The sequence below is a fragment of the Clostridium brassicae genome, assembly GCF_026738875.1.
In the GTDB taxonomy this organism is placed as follows: Bacteria; Bacillota; Clostridia; order Clostridiales; family Clostridiaceae; genus Clostridium_H; species Clostridium_H brassicae.
Genome location: NZ_JAPQFJ010000019.1, coordinates 25,488 through 51,489 on the forward strand (window position 1 = coordinate 25,488; position 26,002 = coordinate 51,489).

At 29.4% G+C, this 26,002-nt stretch carries 21 protein-coding genes and 1 other RNA gene; 19 read left to right on the forward strand and 3 right to left on the reverse strand.

Going from position 1 to position 26,002, the window contains the following annotated elements; all coding sequences use genetic code 11:
* Positions 1–30: 30 nt before the first annotated feature.
* The 14 genes from OW729_RS15635 (at position 31) to OW729_RS15700 (ending at position 15,457) form a co-directional block, all read left to right on the forward strand.
* Complete coding sequence (locus OW729_RS15635) at positions 31–939, forward strand: glycoside hydrolase family 73 protein (RefSeq protein WP_268062489.1); 909 nt, start codon at positions 31–33, stop codon at positions 937–939.
* A gap of 282 nt (positions 940–1,221) precedes the next feature.
* Positions 1,222–1,935, forward strand: coding sequence for a transglycosylase domain-containing protein (locus tag OW729_RS15640; RefSeq protein WP_268062490.1), 714 nt, complete (start codon positions 1,222–1,224; stop codon positions 1,933–1,935).
* 137 nt (positions 1,936–2,072) lie between these two features.
* A non-coding RNA gene (gene ssrS, locus OW729_RS15645) (6S RNA) lies at positions 2,073–2,258 on the forward strand.
* A 214-nt stretch (positions 2,259–2,472) separates the two neighbouring features.
* A complete protein-coding gene (locus tag OW729_RS15650; RefSeq protein ID WP_268062491.1) occupies positions 2,473–2,778 on the forward strand; it encodes a PTS sugar transporter subunit IIB in 306 nt (101 codons plus the stop codon).
* A gap of 294 nt (positions 2,779–3,072) precedes the next feature.
* Positions 3,073–4,365 (forward strand): PTS sugar transporter subunit IIC, encoded by a 1,293-nt coding sequence (locus OW729_RS15655; RefSeq protein WP_268062492.1) that lies wholly within the window; start codon positions 3,073–3,075, stop codon positions 4,363–4,365.
* Between the two features lie 107 nt (positions 4,366–4,472).
* On the forward strand, positions 4,473–5,792 hold the full coding sequence (locus tag OW729_RS15660) for a 6-phospho-beta-glucosidase (protein WP_268062493.1): 1,320 nt from the start codon (positions 4,473–4,475) through the stop codon (positions 5,790–5,792).
* Positions 5,793–5,814: 22 nt separating this feature from the next.
* Positions 5,815–6,117 (forward strand): PTS lactose/cellobiose transporter subunit IIA, encoded by a 303-nt coding sequence (locus OW729_RS15665; RefSeq protein ID WP_268062494.1) that lies wholly within the window; start codon positions 5,815–5,817, stop codon positions 6,115–6,117.
* A 23-nt stretch (positions 6,118–6,140) separates the two neighbouring features.
* Positions 6,141–6,434 carry a hypothetical protein gene (locus OW729_RS15670; RefSeq protein ID WP_268062495.1) on the forward strand — a complete coding sequence of 98 codons (294 nt, stop codon included), beginning with the start codon at positions 6,141–6,143 and terminating at the stop codon, positions 6,432–6,434.
* A 10-nt stretch (positions 6,435–6,444) separates the two neighbouring features.
* Entirely contained in the window at positions 6,445–9,111 is a 2,667-nt protein-coding gene (locus OW729_RS15675; protein ID WP_268062496.1) for a sigma 54-interacting transcriptional regulator, read from the forward strand.
* A gap of 215 nt (positions 9,112–9,326) precedes the next feature.
* Complete coding sequence (locus OW729_RS15680; RefSeq protein WP_268062497.1) at positions 9,327–10,241, forward strand: N-acetylglucosamine kinase; 915 nt, start codon at positions 9,327–9,329, stop codon at positions 10,239–10,241.
* Positions 10,228–11,382 carry an anhydro-N-acetylmuramic acid kinase AnmK gene (gene anmK / locus OW729_RS15685; RefSeq protein ID WP_268062498.1) on the forward strand — a complete coding sequence of 385 codons (1,155 nt, stop codon included), beginning with the start codon at positions 10,228–10,230 and terminating at the stop codon, positions 11,380–11,382. The genes OW729_RS15680 and anmK overlap by 14 nt, the downstream gene beginning before the upstream one ends.
* A 7-nt stretch (positions 11,383–11,389) precedes the next feature.
* Positions 11,390–12,472 (forward strand): DUF871 domain-containing protein, encoded by a 1,083-nt coding sequence (locus OW729_RS15690; protein ID WP_268062499.1) that lies wholly within the window; start codon positions 11,390–11,392, stop codon positions 12,470–12,472.
* 14 nt (positions 12,473–12,486) lie between these two features.
* Positions 12,487–13,386 (forward strand): N-acetylmuramic acid 6-phosphate etherase, encoded by a 900-nt coding sequence (murQ, locus tag OW729_RS15695; RefSeq protein ID WP_268062500.1) that lies wholly within the window; start codon positions 12,487–12,489, stop codon positions 13,384–13,386.
* A gap of 400 nt (positions 13,387–13,786) precedes the next feature.
* Positions 13,787–15,457, forward strand: coding sequence for an acetolactate synthase large subunit (locus tag OW729_RS15700; protein ID WP_268062501.1), 1,671 nt, complete (start codon positions 13,787–13,789; stop codon positions 15,455–15,457).
* A 134-nt stretch (positions 15,458–15,591) separates the two neighbouring features.
* On the opposite strand, the gene OW729_RS15705 is transcribed toward OW729_RS15700, so the two are convergent.
* The gene (locus tag OW729_RS15705) at positions 15,592–16,278 is read right to left on the reverse strand and encodes a formyltransferase family protein (protein ID WP_268062502.1); all 687 of its coding nucleotides are present in this window, start codon (positions 16,276–16,278) and stop codon (positions 15,592–15,594) included.
* 327 nt (positions 16,279–16,605) lie between these two features.
* Here OW729_RS15705 and OW729_RS15710 point away from each other — a divergent pair, with 327 nt between their 5' ends.
* Positions 16,606–17,199, forward strand: a complete 594-nt coding sequence (locus tag OW729_RS15710; protein WP_268062503.1) for a flavodoxin family protein — start codon at positions 16,606–16,608, stop codon at positions 17,197–17,199.
* Between the two features lie 218 nt (positions 17,200–17,417).
* Here OW729_RS15710 and OW729_RS15715 read toward each other — a convergent pair whose 3' ends face one another.
* Entirely contained in the window at positions 17,418–18,311 is an 894-nt protein-coding gene (locus OW729_RS15715; RefSeq protein WP_268062504.1) for a polysaccharide deacetylase family protein, read from the reverse strand.
* Between the two features lie 26 nt (positions 18,312–18,337).
* Entirely contained in the window at positions 18,338–18,616 is a 279-nt protein-coding gene (locus tag OW729_RS15720) for a hypothetical protein (RefSeq protein ID WP_268062505.1), read from the reverse strand.
* Between the two features lie 191 nt (positions 18,617–18,807).
* Between OW729_RS15720 and OW729_RS15725 the strand changes: the two genes are divergently transcribed.
* The 4 genes from OW729_RS15725 to OW729_RS15740 all read left to right on the forward strand — a co-directional run bounded on the left by OW729_RS15725 (position 18,808) and on the right by OW729_RS15740 (position 25,839).
* On the forward strand, positions 18,808–19,605 hold the full coding sequence (locus tag OW729_RS15725; protein WP_268062506.1) for a CPBP family intramembrane glutamic endopeptidase: 798 nt from the start codon (positions 18,808–18,810) through the stop codon (positions 19,603–19,605).
* Positions 19,606–19,751: 146 nt separating this feature from the next.
* A complete protein-coding gene (locus OW729_RS15730) occupies positions 19,752–20,138 on the forward strand; it encodes a hypothetical protein (protein ID WP_268062507.1) in 387 nt (128 codons plus the stop codon).
* A 627-nt stretch (positions 20,139–20,765) separates the two neighbouring features.
* Positions 20,766–22,721, forward strand: a complete 1,956-nt coding sequence (locus tag OW729_RS15735) for a DNA gyrase/topoisomerase IV subunit B (RefSeq protein WP_268062508.1) — start codon at positions 20,766–20,768, stop codon at positions 22,719–22,721.
* 202 nt (positions 22,722–22,923) lie between these two features.
* Positions 22,924–25,839: a DNA topoisomerase IV subunit A gene (locus tag OW729_RS15740; protein WP_268062509.1), complete on the forward strand. Its 2,916-nt coding sequence runs from the start codon at positions 22,924–22,926 to the stop codon at positions 25,837–25,839.
* Positions 25,840–26,002: the final 163 nt, after the last annotated feature.

The window sequence follows — 26,002 nt, forward strand, 5'->3', positions numbered from 1 at the left end:
AAGAATGTAATATTATGGAGAGAAATAGAAATGACAAAAAATAATAAAAAAAGAAAATGGATTAAATACTTAATAATTATATTAGTTTTGTTATGCAGTACAAGGTATTTTATATTTAATAATAACATAGACAAAAATAAAATAAATGTGAGATTGTATATAAATACTTCTGATGAAGTAAGTAAGGGGAAACTTCAAGTTAATTGGAAATATTTAGCTGCTATTGATGCAGTCAGATATAAAAATGATTTTACAAAAGTAAATAGTAAAGATTTAAAAGCGTTAGCCAATAAGTTTATTATCAACGATAAAGGTAAGTATAGATTAAAAGACATAGACAAAGTTCTAGATGAACTTTTTTTAAATGAAAAAGACAAGAAAAAGGTATATTCTTATTTAGAAGATTTAAAATATATTGGACTAGTTAGTAAAAATTTAAAAGAAGGATCTGTAAACAGGAAATTTATTAATAAATTAACACCTGAAGCTATTAAGCTATATAAAAAATATAAAATATTGCCTTCTGTAACAATAGCTCAAGCAGCATTGGAAAGTAATTGGGGAAAATCTAAATTAGCAAGTAAATCAAACAACTTGTTTGGAATAAAGGCAGATAAAAGTTGGACAGGTAAAGTGGTAACTATGGAGACTAAGGAATTTTATGATAAGGTTATAAATGATAAATTCAGAGTTTATGAAAATGTAGACAAGTCTCTTCAAGACTATGGAAAATTTTTAATTGAAAATAAAAGGTATAAAAAATATGGAGTTTTTTTAAGTAATCATTATATTGAACAAGCTCAGGCTATAGAGAAATCAGGATACAGTACTGTAGAAAATAAAGATGGAGAAAAAATTTATGCAAAGTTGCTTATTGATATAATAAAAGAGAATGATCTTCAAATAATTGATAATAAAGTAGAAGCGGAGTACCATTAACAAATTTTATTTAACACAATATTAAAGATAAAGAGCATAAGGTAACTTATGATAATGTAAAGAAAAAAATAAGATTTTAAATATATTTATTGGTTGTTTAATAGTAAAAGTAGTTACTTTAAAAGTGGCTACTTTTATTTTATCATTTAAAAATTACAAAAGTGTAAGATTAAACGAGTAAATGTAATGTGATTCGATAGATTACACTTTCCTTAAAGAATAAAATATATTTAGAGAACAATTAAATATTAAATAAAATATAGAAGAATGAGGAGATATTCGATGAAAAAGGTAGCCAAATTTATATTATTAGGAATTTTTATATTCCTTTTAGCAAATAATTCGTTATTTAAGAGCGATAACGGTAAATACTCTATAAAAGAAAATTTGAAAAATAAAATTTCATCGAATACACCTAATTATGTAGAAATAGATAAAATTCCTCAAGACTTAAAAAATGCTATAATATCTACAGAGGATAAGCGGTTTTTTAGACATTATGGTTTTGATATAGTAGGTATAGGAAGAGCTTTTATTACAAATATAAGAAAAGGTGAAATTAAACAGGGGGGAAGTACAATTACCCAACAGTTAGCCAAAAATTTGTTTTTATCAGATGAAAAAAGTTATGTTAGAAAGTTTAAAGAATTAGTATTAGCAATTAAATTAGAGGCTAAGTATACAAAAGAAGAAATTTTAGAGATGTATCTAAATGTTATATATTATGGAGAAGGAGCTTATGGTATTGAAAATGCAAGTTTAAAATTCTTTAATAAACATGTATGGGAACTATCCTTAGAAGAATGTGCTATGCTTGCGGGATTACCTCAAGCCCCTAGTAAATATAATCCTAATAAAAATTTTTATAGGGCTAAAAAAAGGCAGGAAGTTGTTTTGAAAACTATGTACAAAAATGGGTTTATAAATAAAAAAACTATGGAAAAACTAAAAAATAAAACTGCTACTTTTGCTAATCATATATATGTCGCTTATTAAATGTTAACTAAAATAAACCATTAATTACTAAAAATAAGTGTATTTAATTATAAATAGATATTGCATTTTATATATAATTTGATATAATATTCTCATATGGAAGAATTACAATAATTTTTTTCATATAAGGAAAAATATAACGTCTGGAATATTTGTGGAGCTCTTATTTTGAACCTACAGTATGCATAAGGGAGTTCAATATTTAGATGTGAATAAATCTATAAGACCAAATAAATTGGCAAGGTTAATGAAACATCTGTGAGAACACCCACCTATCTGAGAGATAGGTGTCAAAATCAGAGCAGCGGTATTTTGGACTTATTAATGTTTAGATAGTGTGAATTAAGAGAGAGGTATTTATACCTCTCTTTTTTTTATTAAGTAATTACAGTATCAATAATCAATGTATCATTTTTAGTGTATCAAATATTATTGATTGATACACTAAAAATGACAACATTTACAAATGCCCGTTTAAAAGGAATGGCATGGGTCTTGCTATATATAATAATGTGATAAATCTTAGGAGGTGACAAAATGAAAGTATTAATGGTATGTTCGGGAGGAATGTCCAGTGCTATTGTGGTTAAGGCAATAAAGAATGAAGCAGATAAGAAAGATTTCCCATTAGAGATCAAAGCTGTAGGAACTTCTGAATTTGAAGACGAAGTTAAAAAAGACTATGATTTGGTATTAATAGCACCACAGATAAGACATAGACTTGAAGTATTTAGAACTCAAGCAAAAAAATTAAATGTACCAATTGAATTAATAGTTCCTATGGGATACACTCCAGTAGGTGCACCAAAAGTTTTAGAGCAAATTAAAAAGTTTCAAAGATAACAAGTGATACAAGGCCAGTGGGAATAACAGGCTCGATGCCATGAATAGTGGACAGAGTATGATTAAAAGCTTTTAGGTGATGTTCAATTTCTTCATCGAGCTTAGTAAGTTATTTTTCTAAAAACGGATATTGTTAATATTCATTGATAAAGCTAAGCTGACAGAATCATCAAGTACAGGATTAAATCTATAAGCTCTACAATTAGATTTTTAAGATTATCAGTAATGGCTGAAGGAGCTTTTAATAAGTTAGTACCTATATTTACAAGTCATATTATACAAGGGGGTAAAAAAATGAAATCGTTTTTTGACTGGCTCGAGAAGTATCTCTTGCCGCCAATGACTAAATTATCCGAACAAAGACATTTGAGAGCAATTCGTGATGGTATTATTTCAACTATTCCTATGATAATAGTAGGCAGTTTTTTCTTAATCATAGCTTTTCCACCTGTTCCATCTTGGGCAGCAGCTGTAAAACCATACATATTAAAGATATTGTTCCCGTATAGGTTGACAATGGGTATTATGGCACTATATGCTGCCTTTGGAATAGGATATAGTCTTGCTAAATCATATAAGCTAAATGAATTATCTGGCGGAAGTTTAGCAGTTGTAGCTTTCCTTTTAACAAACTTACCAGTGGCTGTGGATAAACCGGATTTAGGATGGGTTCTTCCACTAGAAAATCTTGGTGGATCCGGAATGTTTGTTGCGATTATAATGTCCATATTTGCAGTAGAAGTACTTAGATTTACAAAAGAAAAGAAATTAACAATAAAAATGCCCGAAGGAGTTCCTGAATCTGTTGCAAATTCTTTTGCAGCATTAATTCCAGCAGCAGTTATTATAATTACTGTATTTATTGTAAGACATATAATAAACTTTGATATTCAACAATTTATAATGAAAATATTCCAGCCTCTTGTGTATGCAGGAAATACACTGCCTGGAGCACTTATTCCTACTTTACTTGTTGCATTACTTTGGGCGTGTGGAATACATGGAGACTCAATCGTTGGTACTGTTGCAAGACCAATTTGGCTTACTCTTTTAGATGCTAATACAAAAGCACATGCATCAGGAGCAACACTTCTTCCCAATATAGCTCCTGAACCATTTTTCCAATGGTTTGTTTGGATTGGAGGCTCTGGCGCAACTATAGGACTTGTTGTAATGATGGTATTCTCCAGATCAAAATATTTGAAGGATATAGGAAAAGCTTCGTTAATTCCTGGAATATGTAATATAAATGAGCCAGTTATATTTGGGGCTCCAATCATGTTAAATCCTCTATTTATGATACCATTTGTTTTAGCACCATTAGTAGAATGTCTAATTTCTTGGGGTGCTATGTCTGCAAACCTTGTGTCAAGACCATTTATATTGGCACCTTGGACTTTACCGGCACCTATAGGGGCATATCTTGCAACAGGTGGAGATTGGAGAGCAATAGTTCTTGTATGCATAAACATTCTAATATCAGCTTTAATTTATTATCCATTTTTTAAGGCATATGAAAAGAATCTGATAAAAGAACAGGAAGCAAATGTTCAGTCAGCTAGTAATTCAAATCAGTTAGAGTTATAACTAATTTAAACTAGTTATATTAAAACAATTAGACTTAAATTGGGAATTATTTTTCAGTGTAATTCCCAATTATTTTAAAATAAATTTACCCATGGAGGCGTTATCTAATGAAAGGACTAAAAATTGCAGTTATTGGCGGTGGAAGTAGTTATACACCAGAAATAGTTGAGGGATTTTTGAAAAGAGCAGAGGAATTACCAGTAGATGAAATATATATGGTAGATATTAAAGAAGGTCAGGAGAAACTCAATATAGTAGGAAATCTTGCAAAAAGGATGATTGAAAAGGTAGGAGCAAATATTAAGTTAGTATTAACATTAGATAGGAAAGAAGCCTTAAAAAATGCAGACTTTGTTGTTACTCAATTTAGAGTAGGAGGACTTAATGCTAGAGCAAGAGATGAAAGATTTCCATTGAAATATGATGTGTTAGGACAGGAAACTACAGGACCTGGTGGATTTGCTAAAGCTATGAGAACAATACCAGTACTACTTGATATATGCAAAGATATAAAAGAACTTTGCCCTAATGCATGGCTTATTAATTTCACAAATCCTTCAGGGCTTGTGACAGAAGCTATATTAAAATATACTAATGTTAAATGTATAGGACTTTGCAATGTACCAATTCATATGCAAATGGACGTAGCGAATATGCTTGATGTTCCATATAAAGATGTATTTATAGAATTTGCAGGATTAAATCATCTTGTATGGGGGAAAAAAGTTTGGGTTAAGGATCAAGATGTGACAAATATAGTACTTGAAAAACTTCTTGATGGTGATGTTCTAAACATGAAAAATATATATAATATGAAGTGGAATCCCGAATTTATAAGAGCATTAGGAATGCTTCCATGCCCATATCATAGATATTATTACATGACTGATAAGATGGTAGAGGAAGAGAAAGAAGTTGCCAATGATCCAAACAAAGGTACAAGAGCAGAACAAGTACAAGCGATAGAAAAGAGATTATTTGAGTTATACAAATCAAAAGATCTTAACGTAAAGCCTAAGGAACTAGAAAAGAGAGGTGGAGCCTATTATTCAGATGCGGCAGTATCACTTATTAGTGCAATATATAATGACAAAAACGATATTCATACTGTTAATACGTTAAATAATGGAACTATAAAAGGTATTCCAGATGATTCAGTTATAGAAGTAAATTGCATTATAGGAAGTAGAGGAGCGACTCCAATTAGCCTTAGAGGAGAATTACCTACAGAAATATTAGGACTTATGCAGGCAGTTAAGAGTTATGAAATTTTAGCTACAGAGGCTGGAGTTAAAGGAGACAAGAAAAAGGCATTATTAGCTCTTCAAAATCACCCTCTTGTTCCATCAGTAGACGTTGCAAAAGCATTACTTCATGACTTGTTTGAATTAAATAAAGAATATTTACCACAATTTAAAGGACTTTAGTACATAAGCGGAGGGAATATCAATGGAAGAAGAAATATTTAATATAATATCACACGGAGGAGATGCTAGAGCATTAGCATATGAAGCATTGGAACAAGCCAGAAATGGGCATATAAAAGTTGCGCAAGAAAAATTAAAAAAAGCTCAAGAAGAATTGGATTTAGCCCATAATACTCAAACTAAACTTATACAAACAGAATTAAATGGAGAATCAATTAAAATGTCCCTTCTTATGGTACATGCTCAAGATCAGCTTATGACAGCTATATCAGAGAAATGTTTGATAGAGCAGATGGTTAAAATGTATGAGGAATTTAGAAAATAAATATATAATCTAGGGTGATGTGAATGTATAGAATATTTTATTTTGTTGCATTTGTTACTATTATATTGGCAGGAGTTAAAATATCTAATGTAATAACAACGAAGTTTAAGATAAATAGGTGGATACTAGCTTTTGCTGCACCGCTTACCATTTTAGTACCACTTATTGTATTTAAGTCTATAAGTCCTTGGGTTCTAAATATATTAATTGCTATATTTTCTATAGAAAGTATAATGTTTTTTGAAATAACAAGAGACATTATGGCAAAACATGAAAAAGAGGCAATAAGGTATAGAAATAAGCCTAGAAAGAAGTGAGGAATATAGTATGTATAGTGTTTTAGCTATATATAAAGCTTTAAGAAAAATATGTTTACATCAGTATGAAAATGATGGAAGTATAAAAGGAGTAACTACAGATATGCTAAGTAGCTATTTAAAGATGCAAAGATCAAATGTATCTAGAGAACTTAGCAAATTGATTGACGATGGAAGTATTCATAAGACTACAGGAAGACCTGTATTCTACTATATAAAAATTGAAAAACTCAAGGAAGATGCTGATAAGTGTGAAAATGTATCTGTTTTTGATAATTGTATAGGTAAGGATACAAGCTTAAAACATCAAATAGCACTTGCTAAAGCTGCGGTTGTATACCCTCCTAATGGTCTTCATACACTTATTGTAGGTGAAACGGGTGTGGGTAAATCCTATTTTGCAAAATGTATATTTAGATATGCTTTAGAAATTGGAAGAGTAAGAGATAAAAATAAATTTGCAGTGTTTAATTGTGCTGATTATGCAAATAATGCTCAATTACTAATTTCTCACTTATTTGGAGTTAAAAAGGGGACGTATACTGGTGCTCATGAAGATAGAGAGGGAATTGTAGAGAAGAGTAGAGATGGAATACTTTTCTTAGATGAAGTTCACAGGCTTCCACCAGAAGGACAAGAGATGCTTTTTACTCTTATAGATGAAGGACAGTATATACCATTAGGAGGAACAACTCCAATTAAAATAAATGTTATGATAATAAGTGCAACAACAGAAAATATAAGCTCGGTTCTTTTGAAAACTTTTGCAAGAAGAATACCAGTAACTATATCACTTCCACCACTTAGAGAGTGGTCTGTAAATGAAAGACTAGAATTAATAAAGAATTTCTTAAATGCTGAATCAAAGAGAGTATCAAAGAAAATCCAAATAGAAGAGGAAGCACTTACAGCCATAATAAATTATAGATGTCCCAATAATATAGGGCAGCTTAAAAGTGATCTTCAGATAGCATCTGCCAAAGCTTTTTTAAGAAGTATGTTTAATAATGATAATATAAAAATAAGACTTGAGGACTTTTCTAAAGAAATTAGAAATAGTCTTCTCTTTACTAAAAAAATCAATCCAAGAGAATTGACTTTAGATTGTTACGATACAACAATAACAAATGATATAGAGGATTTAAAAGACAAATATACTATATCACCTAATATTTATGATTTTATAGATAAAAGGACAGAATCTTTAAAGGAAAAAGGAAATAATCAAGATGAAATAAAAAATAGATTAGTAGTTGATGTAGGGAAGTTTATAAATAACTATATTCACAACATACGAGAAGATGAAAATGAAGATATAAAAGTAATTGTTAATAATGAACTATATGATATGCTTAAAAGTTTTATGAAGTTAGCGGAATATAAGTTAAAAAGGGAAATCCCTAGAAGTATTTTTATAGGATTACTTATGCATATAGATACATTTTTAGTAAGAATTAAACAAAACATAGTAATTGAAAATCCGAAAATTGATAGTGTTAGAAAGAAATATCCACAGGAATTTAAATTAGCACTTTTACTTTCATATAAATTAGAAGAAAAATACAATATAACTGTACCTATAGGTGAAATAGGATTCATAACTATGTTTTTTGCAGCAGATTATTCAGTAGAAAAGGGAAAAGTTGCAATAATAGTTGCCATGCATGGTAATTCAACTGCCTCTTCTATGGTAGAGGTTTCAAACAGTTTACTTAACAGTAATTATGCAGTAGGATTTGATATGCCACTTTATATGAAACCTGAGGAAGCTCTTTTAAAAATAGAAGAATTAGTAAAGGAAAAGGATGAAGGCAAGGGTACTTTAATATTAGCAGATATGGGTTCTTTGAAATATTTTAGCAATATTATAAAAGAAAATACTGGAATCAGAGTTGAAACTGTGGATATGGTCAGTACACCTATTGTTATAGAGGCCACAAGAAAGGCTCTTCTTAATGAAAGTTTAGATGAGATTTTAAAGTCTGTAGCTACTGAAAGTAAATATGTAGGAGGTTCTATAGATAAAAAAATTAATAAAAATACGAAAGTAATTATCACTGCATGTTTAACAGGACAAGGTACAGCTCACAAACTTAAACAGCTTATATATAACAAGTTTAATAAGGATGAATATGAAGTATTTAATTTAAGTATGAAAGATAAAAGTGAATTTAAAGAAGCTGTTTTGAAAATTAAAAAAGAGCATGACATAGAGTATATTATAAGTGCATTTAATCCTGAAGTAGAGGGTATTAATTATATAAGTATAGGTGATTTTTTTAATGAATTTATGGATAAGCCTATAGATGTTGATGCTGAAGAGAATGAAGTAATAAAAGGTATTAAGGCTGTTTACAGATATTGTTTAAATTTAGATAATTATGAATTTATTACAAATAAATTTGTTGAAATATTAGATCATATGAAACAAGAATATGAAATTCTTATTGATATAGAAAAATTTAATGGCTTGTTAATGCATTTTGGATGTTTGATTGAAAAGTTAGTTAATCGAGAAGAGACAGGCAAATGTAGTAATTTACAGCTAATTTTATCTAGATATAGTGAACTTTTTAATACATTAAAAATAGGAATTGTGGATATAGAAGAAGTTTTAGGTATAGTTATACCAGATGATGAGCTGGGAAATATTATTGAAATTCTAGTAAATATTTAGCAAAGCTTAATATGGACAATTAACATAGAATTAAGGGGATACAAATTAGAAACCGTTATCCAGGGTCGTGCCATACTTTACTCCTACTTTAAAGAAAAGCAGAGAGTCCAAATCTTCGATTTGGTGCGAATCGCTTTCACAGAGTGAGATGGGAGTATTAGAATGGCTAGACATGGGATAAATGCAAATATTTAATGTAGTCAGAAGGTGATAGTATGGAATATGTTATATGCACTGATGGTGGAGGAACAAAAACTGAAACTATAGCTTATAACAGGCAAGGGGAGGAATTGTTTAAATCATTAAAGGGATATGCAAATCTAACTTTAAATCAGGAAGTAGCAATTTCAAATATTATTGAGTCAATAGAAGAGTGCACTTTAAACCTAAAGGAACATAAACTTGTAGGAATTTATATGGGTATTGCTGGTGTAGAAGTAGGTGAAAACAGAAAAATAGTTGAAGATGAAGTACAGAAAAGACTTAATATAATTCCTGAGATTTATAATGATGCACAAATTGCATTATATGCACTTCTTAAGGGTGATGAAGGAATACTTACTATAGCAGGAACTGGCTCTATAAGCATAGGAACTTACAAAGGTTTAAGTGTAATCTCTGGTGGATGGGGACATCTTTTAGGAGATGAAGGCAGCGGATACTATATAGTAATGGAGGCTCTTAAAAAAATGATATATGATTATGAGGAAGGATTATCAAATAGTGAGCTGACTGAGGCTATACTAGAAAATTTAGATATTGAGAGTATAAATAGTATTAAACAATTTATATATTCCGCCACTAAAAATGAAATAGCAGCAATAGCGCCACTTATATCTAAAATGGCAGAACAAGGGGAGAAAAATGCAGTAGAAATTTTACAAAATGCAGGAGTAGATATTGCAAAAATTACAGAAAGAGTTTGGATAAAATTGGGAGAGCCTCATGATATAAAAGTAGCACTAAAAGGAAGCATAATTACAAAAATTAATATTGTTAGGAAAACTTTTGATTCTTATATTAAAAATAGAATTAAAGGTGTAACCATTAAATATGGGGATGTATCATCTGCAAAAGGTGGGTATTATCTATCACTTAAAAAGTGGGGAATTAAGAATGAATCAGAGTAAAAAGTACGCAGTAGGTCTTATGTCAGGTACTTCACTAGATGGCATAGATGCAGCTCTTGTGAGTATAGAAGGTTGTGGAATAGATACAAAAGTTCAGCTTATAGAATTTATAAATGAGGAGATACCACAAAAACTAAAAGAAAAAATCTATTGTTGCTGCAGTACCTCAAAATCAAATGTAGAAAAAATTTGCAGCCTTAATTTTGAATTAGGATATGTATTTTCTAATGCGGTTAAAAATGTATGCAATAAGGCAAATTTTGATTTGAATAAACTTGATTTTATAGGTTCTCATGGACAAACTATATATCACATTCCAAGGCGTAATAAGAATTTTTTTAGATCAACACTTCAGATAGGAGAACCTTCTGTTGTAGCTTTTGAAACAAATACCACTGTAGTGTCAAATTTTAGAACAATGGATATGGCAGCAGGTGGAGAAGGTGCTCCTTTAGTACCTTACACTGAGTATATACTATATAGGTGTAAAAAAAACAGAGCCCTTCAAAATATAGGGGGAATAGGTAATGTAACCGTAATTCCTGCTATGTGTAATTTAGACGATATTTATGCTTTTGATACTGGCCCCGGAAACATGATAATAGACGAGGTAACAAAAAGACTTAAAGGGTGTCCTTATGATATGAATGGAGCTTTTGCAGCTTTAGGTAAAGTTGATGAAAATATTCTAAAGGAACTTATGAATATAGATTATATAAAAATGGAACCTCCCAAAACTACTGGAAGAGAACTTTTTGGAAGTCAGTTTGTAGATAAGCTTCTAAATAAATTTAACCGTATTTCCTCAGAAGATATAATAGCTACCGTAACAATGTTTACTGCTAAATCTATAAGTGAAAATTATAGAAGATTTATATTTACTAAAAATAAGATAGATGAGGTAATAATAGGTGGTGGAGGCAGCTACAATAAGACTCTTATAGGGATGCTTGAAAAACTCATGCCAGAATGTAGAATTTTAACAGGTGAAGATATAGGCATGTCTTCAGATGCAAAAGAAGCGGTGGCTTTTGCTGTTCTAGCTAATGAAACTATGAATGGGAATTGTAGCAATGTAATGAGGGCTACTGGGGCGAAAAAGAGAGTTATTCTTGGCAATATAACAACAGTAAAGAGGTGATTTATATATGAAAAGGTTAGGAATTGCTGTTTATCCAGGCCATGCTTCTATGGAAGAGAACATAAAGTATATAGAACTTGCGGCTAAATATGGATTTACAAGGATATTTACATGCCTGCTTTCTGTAGAGGGTAATAAAGAAAAAATATTAAGTGAGTTTAAGGAAACTCTAAGAGTTGCTAAAAATAAGAATATGCAGGTAGTTGCAGATGTAAGTCCAAAAGTTTTTAATGAAATAGGAATAAGTTATAGTGATTTATCTTTTTTTAAGAAAATGGGGGCATATGGTATAAGACTAGATATGGGCTTTACAGGAAATGAAGAGTCAATTATGACATACAACAATGAAGATTTATTTATAGAATTAAATATTAGCAATGGTACAAAATACATAGAAAATATAATGAGTTATAAACCTAATGTGGACAAATTAATGGGTTGTCATAATTTTTACCCCCATAGGTATACGGGTTTAAATTATAAGCATTTTATAAAATGTTCTAAACAATTTAAAAACTTAGGCATAAGAACTGCAGCGTTTATAAATTCCAAGGCCGCAACTTTTGGACCATGGCCTTTAAATGAGGGACTATGCACTCTTGAAATGCATAGAGAAATGGATATAGAATCTCAAGCTAAGCACTTATTTGTAACAGGGCTTATAGATGATGTTATAATTGCTAATGCCTTTGCTTCAGAGGAAGAACTTAAAGCATTAAGTAAAATGGATAAAGATATGCTTGCCTTTAAGGTAGAACTTATTAATAATATACCAGAGATTGAAAAAAATATTGTATTAAATGAACCTCATTTTAACAGAGGTGATGTTTCAGACTATGTTATACGTTCCACTCAAAGCAGAGTTAAATATAAAGAACATGAATTTCTACCATTTAATACTCCTGATATTAAAAGAGGGGATATAATAATAGATACGTCATTGTATGGACATTATGCAGGTGAGCTTCAAATAGCCCTTAAAGATATGAAAAACTCTGGAAGAACAAATATAGTTGGAAAGATTTTAGAAAAAGACCTTTTTTTACTTGATTATGTGGAACCGTGGCAAAAATTTAAATTTACAAAGTAATAGGAGATATGAAAATGAATACTGGGGAGCTATCAAAACTTGCAACAGAACAGATAAACAAAGATACTACAAATATTGATAGTGTAAGTACACTTGAAATGATAGAAATGATAAATAAAGAAGACAAAAAAGTAGCTGAGGCTGTAGAAAAAGAAAAAGAGAACATAGCAAAGGCAGTAGATGCTATAGCTGAAAGGTTAAGAAGAGGTGGAAGACTTATATATGTAGGAGCTGGAACAAGTGGAAGAATAGGAATATTAGATGCTTCCGAATGTCCTCCTACATATGGGGTTAGTGATGAGCTTGTGCAGGGAATAATAGCAGGAGGAAACACAGCTATTTTTAAAGCAGTTGAAGGAGCTGAGGATAATAAGGAGCTTGGAGCTAAAGAAATCTCCAAAAAGAATCTAAGCAATTTGGATGTAGTTTGTGGCATTGCTGCATCAGGTAGGACTCCTTATGTTATAGGAGCTATGGAATATGGTAAGAAAGTAGGAGCTAGAGTGTTAAGTGTTACCATGAGTCCAAATAGTGAAATGGCAAACATTGCCCATATACCTATAACAGTTTTAGTGGGACCAGAGGCAGTCACTGGTTCTACAAGAATGAAATGTGGTACAGCACAAAAAATGGTGCTTAATATGCTTTCTACTGGAACTATGATAAAATTAGGAAAAGTGTATAATAATTTAATGGTTGATGTACAAACTTCTAATGAAAAGCTTGTGGCAAGAGCTAAAAGGATACTTAAATTAACTACAGATGCGGATGATATAACTATTGACAAAGTGTTGAGGGCTACAAATAATGATGTGAAATTAAGCATAGTAGTTATAAAGACAGATTTAGAAATCAATAAAGCAAAAGAACTTCTTCACAAAAATTGTGGATATGTAAAGAAATGCATTGTTTAAAGTAATAAAATGTTATCGTGGATACAATTTTATTATAAATATACAAGAAATAGAAATTTTTCTAAAGTATATATATTTATAGACAGCAGTTTGAAATAAACTGTTGTTTTTTTATGTGTTATAAAACTCTGTTAATTAAAATATACGTTTATAGTAAATAATAAATATATTCAAAATTTTGGTTATAAAATCATATCTAAAAGATATCAGCTAATACATAATTTTTAATGAATCGCTGTATACGTAATAGTACATACAGTGGTGTGAGTAGAAGGAAATAAAATAAATAAATTCCTTCTACTTGACTAAGTAACTATATTTTTATTGAATTTATTTACTGAGTGTGCTATTATGTATGCGAATTTTATATTTATATGTGTGATAGCTTAGGAGGAAGTTTATGAAAAACCAACCAGAATCAGAAAATAATGCAAAACAGTGTAATACTGCAGAGTTAATGGTCAAATGTTTGGAAAATGAAGGAGTAGAGTATATTTTTGGTATTCCTGGTGAAGAAAATCTTACCTTTATGAATGCATTAAAAAACTCTACTATAAGATTTGTTACAACACGTCATGAACAAGGAGCTTCTTTTATGGCAGATGTTTATGGAAGACTAACTGGAAAACCAGGAGTATGTCTTTCAACATTGGGACCAGGAGCGACTAATTTAATGACAGGTGTTGCAGATGCTAACTTAGATGGAGCACCATTAGTAGCTATAACTGGACAAGCAGGTACAGATAGAATGCATGTAGAGTCACATCAATATTTAGATTTGGTTGCTATGTTTGCTCCTGTAACCAAATGGAATAGACAAGTAGTAAGACCGGATACAGCACCTGAAATTATAAGAAAAGGGTTTAAAATGGCATCTAGTGAAAAACCAGGAGCTGTTCATATAGATTTACCTCAAAACATTGCAGCTATGCCAGCAGAAGGTAAACCATTAAAACATGGAAATGTAGAAAATGGATTTGCTTCTTATAGTAGTATTGAAAGAGCTGCTGTTGCAATTTCGAGAGCTAAGAATCCAGTTATTCTTGTTGGAAATGGAGCAATAAGAGCAAATGCTAGCACTGCGTTATTAGATATGGTAAATAGACTTAATATTCCTGTTGCAAATACTTTTATGGGAAAAGGAATAGTACCATACACTCATCCATTATCACTTTGGAGTATAGGACTTGCACAACGTGATTATGTAAATCGTATTTTAGAAAAAGTAGATTTAGTAATTGCAGTAGGATACGACATAATAGAATATGCTCCTAAAAAATGGAATCCTAATGGAGATATAGAAATAATTCACATAAGTTCAGAAAAAGCAGAAATTAATAAATGCTATATTCCAAAAGTAGAGGTAGTTGGAGATATAGCAGACTCTCTATATGAGATAACAAGACGTTCAAGTAGACAAGAGATACCTCAATATGGATTAGATATAAAAGAAAAGTTAGTAAATGAGTATGAATCTTATAAAGATGATGACAGTTTCCCTATGAAGCCTCAAAAGATACTTTATGATTTACGTCAAGTTATGGGGGAAGATGATATAGTTGTTTCTGATGTAGGTGCTCATAAAATGTGGGTAGCTAGACATTATCATTGTTTAAAACCAAACACATGTATTATATCAAATGGATTTGCTTCTATGGGTATAGCTATACCAGGAGCGGTAGGAGCGAAACTTGTTAATCCAGATAAAAAGGTTGTTGCTGTTACTGGCGACGGCGGATTTATGATGAATAGTCAAGAGTTAGAAACTGCGCTTAGAATAGGCACTCCATTTGTAACTTTAATATTTAATGATTGCAATTATGGATTAATAAAATGGAAACAAGAAGAACAATTTGGAGAATGTGCTTTTGTTGATTTCACTAACCCTGATTTTGTTAAGTATGCTGAGTCGATGGGATTAAAAGGTTATAGAGTAAATAAAGCAGAGGAATTAGTTCCTATCCTTAAAGAGGCACTTGCTCAAAATGTTCCTGCTATTATTGATTGTAGTGTTGATTATAGTGAAAACTTAAAGTTGAGTAATCAGCTTAAGAAGAAAGAATTAAAATAGAAATTTTAGAAGCTGCATGGTATATAATTAAATTTATACATGCAGCTCTTTTTATTTTTGTGACTAGTATTATAAAATATTATAAGATTTGCTCGATGTCCTAGCTTTTAGCTGGAGTAAAACTAAGAACTTGCTTATGCTATAGGTTTATTGTTTGGAACTGGATAATTAAATATATTTCCATTAAGATCTATATATGCACCTGGTGCTGAAGGGTATGTAGTTGATTTTATTCTATTTAAAATTTCATCTTTTGACATGGTGAATGGATCTATTTTACAAAGGTCATTTAATTCTTTTCTTGTATAAGGTTTTCTTTCCCAATAATCATTAGATTTAGGAAGTGATTTTCCAGAATAAATTAAGTCTGTAATATTTTGAAATAAATATAATAAATGTATCATAGATTTCAATTTTAGAGATTCTACTGTTTCATTTTTATATATAGGGAAATAAGAAACTTTAACAATATCGCCAGTGTCAACTTTAGCCTTCATGTGATGGCATGTTACTCCGTAAGTTTTTGACTTTTCATATAGTGCAAAATTATAGCATCCTGTTCCAGGATATCTTGGTGAGCCAGGATGAAAGTTAATTGCTGCTATTTTTGTTTGTTTTAACATATAATCAGGAATAATCCATGGAGATAAGAAAGATATTATATAGTCAGGCTTATATAAACTCAAATCTTCATTAAAAGCTGTGCCTACTTCTCCTTGCTCTATTAATAAGTCAGTACTATTAAATGCCTTTTTTAGTATTTCTACTGCATAATTGCAAAATAAAGTTTTTTTACTAAAAAAAATAATCTTTTTATACATATTAAACACTTCCTTTATATAAATAGTTTTATACTAGTATGTTTATTGTAATATGATTCTTGATAGTACATAATTAAGTGATGTTAATAAGTTTTAAAGTAAATGAAATTTTTAAATGACATAATTACCTAATATAAATAAAGAGGAAAATTCCATAATTTAAAACTTGTATGAGGTTATGTACTTATGGAATTATTTAATTTTCTTAAATAATAAATAATAAAATATAACAAACTATAAACAGTATAAGCATAATATAGGTGATTTGATAATAAATAGTTAATTAATATATAATATACATAAAATAGGATGTAATGGAGGTAAGTTATGAAAGCTGTTGTTATTTTTCATAGTGTTTGTGGTAATACCTATTTAATGGCGAGAAGTATATATTACAATTTAAAGATAAGTGGAGTGGATGTAGAGATTTTTAGAGTTAAAGATGATGATTTAGTAGAACTATCGAAAAATTTTCCTGTTGTAAATGACTATTTAGAAGAAATTGTACAAGTTCCTATTGCTAGTTTGGATAAAGTTTTAGAAAGTGATTATATTTTCTTAGGCTGTCCAACTTATTTTGGAAATGTGTCTGCAGAAATGAAAGCTTTTATGGATTCTTTTTCTCCATTATGGAAAGATGCTAGTTTATTTGGTAAAAGATTAATAGCTTTTACTTCTTGTGGTAATTCTGAAGGAAGTGGTGATGTTTGTCTTAAAGCAATAAATACTTTTGGGCAACATTTAGGTATGATGTCTGTTCCTGTTCCAGCTAATTTAGCTAATATTAAAAGCAGTCCAGCTTATGGACTAATACATTACTCTGGAGATATGGGAGATAGTAGAATAGATGAGGAAGAAAAAGATTTTATAAAGGAATTTATTCAATTGATTATTAATAAGAGTAAAGTAAAGGCTTTGTAACTAAGGTTCTTGTTCTTAGATATATGAAGTTTAATTAGTGAACTAAAATTTGGGTTTTGTGTGAATTGCTTATTTATATGAATATGTAAATGTAAGCTTTTATTAAATTTTAGCTAAAATATAGGGGGACCTATAATCCTGTTTATTAATATAATTATATAAATAAAGGTTTCTAAGCTTCAGATTAAATCAATATCTAAAACTTAGAAACCTAATTGTTATTTTAAATTATTTACTTTTATAAATTGAGTTTGAGGTGAGTTTTTAGATATTACATCAAAAACAAATCCTTGTGCTTTAAGGCCGTTTATAATTTCTGGTAAGGCTTGTACAGTTGTAGTCTTGGGATTTAAGTCATGCATAAGTACAACAGCTTTGTTAGTATGTTTGCTTTGATTTATTACAGAACTAACAATTTTATCTTTGTTTTGACGAAATGCTGAGGCGTCTGTGGAATCTACATTCCAATCAAAGTATACATAGCCTTCTTTATCCATTTGCTTTATAATATCTTTCATTATTGTTTTGCCACCATATTTTCTACTTACTGTATTATTAGAACCTCCTGGGAATCTAAATACATGAGTAGGTTCTTTGCCTGTAATTTGAGTTAAAAAATTATCTAGTTTTTTAATATCATTTTCAAAATTATTAACAGACGAATATATAGTTTTATAATTATGACTATAAGTGTGATTAGCTAAAGCATGTCCTTCTTCAGCTATTTTCTTATATAAAGGTGTTAATTCTTCGTGGCCATTTACAAAAAAAGTAGCTTTGACATTATATTCTTTTAAAGTTTTTAATATGTCTAATGTGTTTTTGGATGGACCGTCATCAAATGTTAAATAAGCTATTTTTACATTTTTCATTTTTTCTTCATAAGAAGATTTTTTTTCATCTATAGAAGATTGAAGTTTTTGATTTTCTTCATTAAGTTTTTGATTAGTATTTTTTATTTCATTTATTTGTTTTGATAAATTTTTATTTTCACTTTTTACTTTAATAACTCTACTTTCAGCTATAGCTATATTAGAGATGCAAAAGATTAATATAGCAAATAAGGCAACTTGTACAATTTTTAACGTTTTATTGGATTTCTTAGTACTCATAAAATTACCACCCACTTAATAAAATATTATTTAGATACTTTTGTCATTTCTTCAGATTTTGCTTTAACGTCTGAATAATCTTTGTTTAATTTTGAATTTTTTTCTGAAAGATTAGCATTTTGTTCTTTTAATTTTTGTAATTCAGTTTTAAGTTGATTATTTTGAGATTTGTATTCTTCTATTTTAGGACCATTAAAAAAATTGATAAATAATGCAACTATTATTATAGTACATGTTATAATCAAACTTAGGATTCTTTTTTTGTATAAAGCCTTTTTTCTTCCACTTGATCTAATATTTTGCATAATTATTTCTCCTTCGATATATTTAGAAATACATTCGACAATATTATATACCATTTCATCATAAAGTAAAGTTACAAAAACGTAACAAGGAGAAGAAAATAATTGGTAGGGTTAGATAATATAGTTTAATGATAGAAATTTAATAAATTATATAGAAATTATTATATTCTATAAAGGGGGAGAAATAATATATGAATTTGATTAAAGGAATAGAGAATGGTGAAATAAAAGTAGATAAGATTGGAATATTAAAAGCAGTATTAATAATAGTGATTTCAATTTTTATTGAAGGGTTTGGTATGAGTTTTTATCAGCTTATTGAAAGTGGAAAAACATTTGCTTATGGCAATCTTATTGTAGGCATATTATTTAAATATTTTTCTATAGTAGTTATATTAAAATTATTTGCTCAAAGATTTAGTGAAGGAAACATTCATAAAAAAATAAAGCCTAAGTATTTTTTTATAATTATTTTTATAATTATTGGATTTAGGATTTTTTATGAATATAGTATAGGCACTTTTGTAAATAAATTAGATGTAAATCCATTGGTTGAAAAGGCTTTTGAAGATCTAGCTTCCACACGTTCAGTCTTTTTTATATCTGTTTGCATTGTAGCACCTATATTTGAAGAAGTACTATTTAGAGGAATAATATTAAATGGTATGGCTAAAGCTTTAAATGAGAAAGTAGCCATTGTTATATCTTCGTTTTTATTTGCCTTAATGCACATGAATTTAGTTCAAGGCATAAATGCATTTTTATTAGGAGCAATTTTAGGCATAATATATTTAAAAACAAAATCAATATATTTAAGTATTTTTGCACATTTAATAAATAATACATTAGGAATTCTAATTTCGGCTTATATGGAAAATTTAAAATTAGCAAATTATTTTTTATTTCAATTTATAGTTACTTTTATTGGAATCGCTATAATGATTTTAGGCTTTTTTATTCTTAATAGAAGGATTAATATTGAAGACTAGATTGTTTAAAATGACAAATGATTTTATCTGATGTCTAATCATTCTAATACTCAATCTTCTTTATAAAATAAATAAATACAACATGTCCCTTTTGGCTATAAAGGCATATATTATAGTATGAGCGTGTCTTAAGGGGGGACTTTGTAATGACACAAATAGTTCTTCAATATGTTTTAGTAGTTTTGTTAGTTGTAGGTATAGCTTATTTTGTATATCTGATTAGAGACAAGGGATTAAATATAAGTGAGGATTACTTTGGAATAGCACGAACGTTGTTAGATTTTTTAGGTAGTAGTGATGATATTACAGCAAACGGTAAGAGTGTATTGAGAGCAATTTCTGAGGCAGTTAATTATGTAGAAGTTAATTATCGTGATGAAGATAATAGAATAAAAGAGGAAAAGGCTGTTATTTTAGCTAAAGAAGCTATAGAGACTTTTAATTTTGAAAATAGCATTCCGGAAGAAAATCTAAGACAGCTTATTAGACTCTGTGCCGTTTTTATGCCACCTACTAATAAACAGGATTCTTAGGAGTTATATTCCTTAGAAACCGTTATCCAGGGTCGTGACATTCTTTATCCCTACTTTAAAAAAGTATGGATATTAGAATGACTAGACATCGGATAAACAGGATTCTTAGAAGTTCTACTCCTTAGAAGCCGTTATCCAGGGTCGTGACATTCTTTATCCCTACTTAAAAAAGTAGGAATATTAGAATGACTAGACATCGGATAAACAGGATTCTTAGAAGTTCTACTCCTTAGAAACCGTTATCCAGGGTCGTGACATTCTTTATCCCTACTTTAAAAAAGTGTGGATATTAGAATGACTAGACATCGGATAAAGAAGAATAACCACAATTTAAATATTCACCTCACTATATGTAATAGGTGCATACTAGTGAGGTTTCTTATATAATATAGAAATGTAGAGGTGAAATATGAATTTTATGGAACAAATATAAAATGAACTTGTAAATAATAAAGAAAATGGTTAAAATAGAATGTAGTTTTTAGATATAAGAACATGTGTTTTGTTTTATAAAAATAGTAAATTAAAAACATATCTTTAAGGATAATAAAGAAAATTTTAAAAAGGTGTTGTTTATATTCTTTTAAAATAGATATTAATATAAAAAGAGTTTTATTGGAGGTTAATATGGGTTTAGATAACAAAAACAATATTTCCTACGATGTTATGGATTTAACGTCTTTAGAAAAATTAGAGCCAGTTAGAGTAAGACCAGGAATGTATATTGGTTCTACAGGTGTAAAAGGATTACATCATTGTATTTGGGAGATTCTTGATAATGCTATAGATGAGATAGCTAACGGGTATGGAAATGAAGTTAGGGTTATTTTAAATAAAGATAAAAGTGTTACTATAGTAGATAATGGTAGAGGAATACCAACAGGAATACATCCTATTAAGAAAAAGTCAGGAGTAGAGATGGTATTTACTGAACTTCATACAGGAGGTAAGTTTAATAATAAGAATTATAAAACTTCTGGAGGTTTACATGGGGTTGGCGCTGCTGTTGTAAATGCTTTATCAGAATGGCTTGAAGTAGAAGTAAAACAAAAAGGTAATGTATATAAACAAAGATTTGAGTATACGTTGGACAAGGAACTAAATAGAAATATGCCAGGAGTTCCTACTACAAAATTAGAAATTGTAGCAAAGACGCAAGAGACTGGGAGTAAAATAACTTTTAAACCAGATAAAGAGATCTTTAGTACCATAGATTTTAAATTTGATGTAATAGATGAAAGGCTTCAAGAATTAGCCTTTCAAAATAAGGGAATAACTTTAATATTAATAGATGATAGAAAAGAAGAGTCTATAGTCAAAAAATATCATTCAGAAAGAGGACTTTTAGACTTTATAGATTATTTAAATGAAAGCAAGACAGTGATACATAAGGAACCTATACTTTTTGATGGGGAAAAAGAGGTTAATGGAATAAGAGTATACGGGGAAGTTTGTATGCAGTTTACAGATTCTACTACTGAAAATATAGCGAGCTATGTAAATAATATACCTACAACAGAATCAGGAAGCCATGAAGCTGGTTTTAAAACAGGTATGACTAGAGCTTTTAAAGAATGGGCAAAAAAATTAAATATAGTAAAGGAAAAGGATAAAGGTTTTGAAGGCGATGATATTAGGGAAGGTTTAACTGCTATTGTAAGAGTTAAGATAAGTAATCCTGTTTTTGAAGGACAAACTAAAACTAAGCTGGGAAACAATGAAGCTTATACGATGATGAATGAGTTAGGTTATGTTAAATTAAGTGAGTGGATTGAAGATAATAAGGAGATAGCCTCAAATATCATAAATAATGCTGTGTCAGCAGCTACAAGAAGAGAAAAAATAAAAAAAATAAATGATGCGGAAAAGAAAAAAGTAGGAAAAGGTACAGCTCCTCTTGCAGGAAAGATATCTGTATGTACGCTAAAAAGACCGGATGTAGCTGAGTTTATAGTAGTAGAAGGTGATTCGGCTGGTGGAAGTGCAAAGCAAGCTAGAGATAGAAGATTCCAAACCATAATGCCATCTAAAGGTAAAATAATGAATACAGAAAAACAAAAGCTAGAAAATGTTCTAGCTAGTGAAGAACTTAAACTTTTTAATGCTGCTATAGGAACTGGGGTTTTAGATAATTATGATGAAGATGATTTAAAATATGATAAGATAATAATATTAAGTGATGCTGATGTAGATGGATATCATATAAGAACATTATGGATGACATATGTGTACAGGTATATGAGATCTTTAATAACAAATGGTCATTTATATATAGCATTACCTCCTTTATATAAAGTATATAAAATTGTAAAAGGTAAAGAAATTAAAACTTATGCTTATAGTGATGATGAACTAATTAAAGCAAAGAAGGAAATAGGTAAAGGAGCTTTAATTCAAAGATATAAAGGGCTTGGTGAAATGAATCCAGATCAACTCTGGGAAACTACATTAAATCCTGAAACTAGAACTCTTCAGCAGGTTACCATAGATGATGCGGCTAAAGCTGAAAAAATGGTGTCTCTTTTAATGGGAGATGTAGTTGAACCAAGAAGGAATTATATGTACAAATATGCTGAATTTTAGTAAAGTTTTATAGCTATAAGTATTAGGCACATTAAAATAAATAACTAGTCAGTATGCTAGTCTTTTTGTGAACTACTTCTTTCTTGAAACCTACTAATAGAATAACTATTAGCAGAACCCAAATCATTGTATTTCACAAAGTATCTGTAGCATCTTTAACTTGCTATTTATTTTCATATGCCTTAAGAAAGGAACGTAAGGAATGTCAAAGAAAAAGTTAGAAATACCTGTAGATAATAATATAATAACAGTACCTCTTTCAGAGATTATGCCTGATAACTATTTGCCTTATGCTGTAGAAGTAGCAAAGGAAAGGGCACTTCCAGATGTAAGAGATGGTTTAAAACCAGTACATAGAAGAATATTATATGGGGCATACAAACTTAAAGCTATGCCAGATAAACCTTATTTTAAATCTGCAAGAATAGTAGGAGATATTTTAGGTAAATACCATCCTCATGGAGATACTTCTGTATATGATGCCATGGTAATTTTAGCACAGGACTTTACTACTAGGATGCCTCTTATTGACGGCCATGGAAACTGGGGAAGTGTGGACGGAGATAATGCAGCAGCTATGAGGTATACTGAAGCTAGGCTTACTAATATTGCTTTAGAGATGTTGAAGGATATAGATAAAGATGTAGTAGAAATGGTAAATAACTATTCAGATACAGAACTTGAGCCTAAAGTGCTTCCTGCAAGATTTCCTAATTTACTTGTTAATGGAGCTTTTGGTATAGCAGTAGGACTTGCAACTAATATACCTCCTCATAATTTAGAGGAAGTTATTGATGGTACAATTGCTTTAATAGATAATAAAGAAATTGATACAAAAGAACTCATGAAATATGTTAAGGGTCCAGATTTACCTACTGGTGGAATACTTATAGGAGAAAAAGCTTTATTGTCTTCTTATGAAACTGGAGAAGGAAGAGTAACTTTAAGAGCTAAAACAAGTATTGAGAAATTAGATAATGATAGATATGGAATAATTATAAAAGAGTTTCCTTATAGAAGAAATAAGGCTAAAATTCTTCAGATAATTTCGGAGATGACTGCTGATAAGAAGCATGCAAAAAATTTAGAAACTATAGCTGATATTAGAGATGAATCTGATAGAAATGGAGTAAGAGCAGTAATAGAATTTAAAAAGTCAACAGAAATGGAAACTGCTGAGAAGGTATTAAAGTATTTGTTTAAGAAAACGGATTTGCAATGCAATTTAAGTTTTAACATGGTGGCAATTGCTGAGGGTAAACCTCAAACTATGGGATTGAAGCAAATCTTAATGCATTATATTGATCATCAAAAAGATGTTGTAATAAGAAGAACTAAAAAAGAACTAGAAATTGCGGAAAGAAGATTTCATATAGTAGAAGGTTTTATTAAAGCAATAGGAATTATAGATGATATTATTGCTACAATAAAAGCATCTAAATCTAAAAGTGATTCAGAAACTAATATTATAAATAAGTTTGGCTTTTCAGAAATTCAAGCACAAGCAATAGTAGAACTTATGTTATACAGACTTACTGGACTTGAAATTAAAGTTTTTGAAAAAGAGTATAAGCAGCTTGAGAAGAAGATAAAATCATTGAAGAAAATATTAGGAAGTGAAAAAGAGTTACTAAATTTAATTAAGAAAGAGTTAGAAAAGGTAAAAGAAAACTACAAAGATAAAAGAAGAACTAAAATTATTAAAAATGATGATGAAGCTAAAATAGATATAGATGAACTAGTTTTAGAAGAAGATGTAGTAATTACTATGTCAAATGAAGGTTATATAAAAAGAATCTCTGAAAAATCATATAAAAGGTCTAATACAAATGTGGAAGAGATAGAGTACAGAGAAGGGGATTTTAATAAATTCCTAATAAATTCGAATACAAAAGATAATTTGATTGTATTTACAAATGAAGGGAATATGTATCAAATAAAATGTTCCTTAATTCCAGAAATGAAGTGGAAAGAAAAGGGGCAGAGAATAGATGAGTTAATAAAACCATTGAATTTAGATAAAGAAAATATTGTAACAGTATTTAATATAGATGAGTTTTCAAGAAATAAGGATTTTATATTTTTCACAAATAAAGGTATGATTAAAAAGACCTCTTTAGATAAATTCAAAACTAATTACTCTAAGCTAGTGGCATTAAAATTGAAAGAAAATGAAATGCTTATTCATACTCAATTATGTGATAAAGATAGAAAAGAAAAATATATAAGAATAAAAACTTTTAACAAACTTGAGTTTTTTGTGAAAGAACCACCAATTGAAGAAGTAGATAGAAGTATACTAGGAACTCAACTTTTTGTTCTTTCAAATAAAGATAGAGTTTTGGAAGTGGAATATGTTGAAGAATTTGATTATAAAAATTTTAGTGTAAATATTGATAAAAAAGGATATATTAAAGTTTCACAAAAATCTATAAGTAAGAAAGATAAACCTTTAAGATGTGTTACTAATTCATCTAGCACTTTAATGGTATTTGGTGATAAAGGAAGCGTATTTAAAGTGCCTTCAAATATGATCCAAAATATTGATTCAACTGGAATTAATTTAAGTGAAGTTGTAGATGAATACAATCTTGATGAGGAGATTAGAGGTATTTTTTCAATATCAGATTTTAAATTAGAGTACAGTATATTCTTTTTCACTAGAAATGGATATGTAAAAAGAACCTTATTAAAAGAATTTGATGGAGAATACGTGTTTACTAAAGGGTATAAGCTTAAAAGCGAAGATGATAAAATAATAAGTATATGTATATCTGATAGTTTGAGTAAAGATGTATTATTAATAACAAAAAACGCTATGTGTATAAGGTTTGAAGCTGAAACAATAGGAGCTATGGGTAAAATAGCTTCTGGAGTTACAGGAATAAGTCTTAAAGATAATGATGAAGTTATATATGGAAGTTTAGTAAGTAGTGCCAATATAAATGATGAAATTGCTTTAGATAGTGAAGGATTAACTAAATTAAAACTTATTTCTAGAAAAAGCGTTGAAGAAAGTGTAGATATTAAAGATATAAAACTTCAAAATAGAGCTGGTAGAGGTGGAAAATTACTTTTATTAGAGCTAGATGATTATATAAATAGTATAAAAAAGTAAAAATATGAGACTTGTGTAGATTTAAAAATACACAGGTCTTTTGTTTTATTTAAGTATGTTAAAAAATTAATAAAATAATTAAAAATTTAACAATTAAGAATTTTAAAATGCATATTTCAGAAAATTAAGAAACATGTACAGAACTGAGAATTGTGTCTTATAT

Excerpts from the sequence above, each read along its gene's own strand:
- OW729_RS15635 (WP_268062489.1), top strand. The coding sequence starts at position 31 with ATGACAAAAAATAATAAAAAAAGAAAATGGATTAAATACTTAATAATT.
- OW729_RS15640 (WP_268062490.1), top strand. The coding sequence starts at position 1,222 with ATGAAAAAGGTAGCCAAATTTATATTATTAGGAATTTTTATATTCCTT.
- OW729_RS15650 (WP_268062491.1), top strand. The coding sequence starts at position 2,473 with ATGAAAGTATTAATGGTATGTTCGGGAGGAATGTCCAGTGCTATTGTG.
- OW729_RS15655 (WP_268062492.1), top strand. The coding sequence starts at position 3,073 with ATGAAATCGTTTTTTGACTGGCTCGAGAAGTATCTCTTGCCGCCAATG.
- OW729_RS15660 (WP_268062493.1), top strand. The coding sequence starts at position 4,473 with ATGAAAGGACTAAAAATTGCAGTTATTGGCGGTGGAAGTAGTTATACA.
- OW729_RS15665 (WP_268062494.1), top strand. The coding sequence starts at position 5,815 with ATGGAAGAAGAAATATTTAATATAATATCACACGGAGGAGATGCTAGA.
- OW729_RS15670 (WP_268062495.1), top strand. The coding sequence starts at position 6,141 with ATGTATAGAATATTTTATTTTGTTGCATTTGTTACTATTATATTGGCA.
- OW729_RS15675 (WP_268062496.1), top strand. The coding sequence starts at position 6,445 with ATGTATAGTGTTTTAGCTATATATAAAGCTTTAAGAAAAATATGTTTA.
- OW729_RS15680 (WP_268062497.1), top strand. The coding sequence starts at position 9,327 with ATGGAATATGTTATATGCACTGATGGTGGAGGAACAAAAACTGAAACT.
- anmK (WP_268062498.1), top strand. The coding sequence starts at position 10,228 with ATGAATCAGAGTAAAAAGTACGCAGTAGGTCTTATGTCAGGTACTTCA.
- OW729_RS15690 (WP_268062499.1), top strand. The coding sequence starts at position 11,390 with ATGAAAAGGTTAGGAATTGCTGTTTATCCAGGCCATGCTTCTATGGAA.
- murQ (WP_268062500.1), top strand. The coding sequence starts at position 12,487 with ATGAATACTGGGGAGCTATCAAAACTTGCAACAGAACAGATAAACAAA.
- OW729_RS15700 (WP_268062501.1), top strand. The coding sequence starts at position 13,787 with ATGAAAAACCAACCAGAATCAGAAAATAATGCAAAACAGTGTAATACT.
- OW729_RS15705 (WP_268062502.1), bottom strand. The coding sequence starts at position 16,278 with ATGTATAAAAAGATTATTTTTTTTAGTAAAAAAACTTTATTTTGCAAT.
- OW729_RS15710 (WP_268062503.1), top strand. The coding sequence starts at position 16,606 with ATGAAAGCTGTTGTTATTTTTCATAGTGTTTGTGGTAATACCTATTTA.
- OW729_RS15715 (WP_268062504.1), bottom strand. The coding sequence starts at position 18,311 with ATGAGTACTAAGAAATCCAATAAAACGTTAAAAATTGTACAAGTTGCC.
- OW729_RS15720 (WP_268062505.1), bottom strand. The coding sequence starts at position 18,616 with ATGCAAAATATTAGATCAAGTGGAAGAAAAAAGGCTTTATACAAAAAA.
- OW729_RS15725 (WP_268062506.1), top strand. The coding sequence starts at position 18,808 with ATGAATTTGATTAAAGGAATAGAGAATGGTGAAATAAAAGTAGATAAG.
- OW729_RS15730 (WP_268062507.1), top strand. The coding sequence starts at position 19,752 with ATGACACAAATAGTTCTTCAATATGTTTTAGTAGTTTTGTTAGTTGTA.
- OW729_RS15735 (WP_268062508.1), top strand. The coding sequence starts at position 20,766 with ATGGGTTTAGATAACAAAAACAATATTTCCTACGATGTTATGGATTTA.
- OW729_RS15740 (WP_268062509.1), top strand. The coding sequence starts at position 22,924 with ATGTCAAAGAAAAAGTTAGAAATACCTGTAGATAATAATATAATAACA.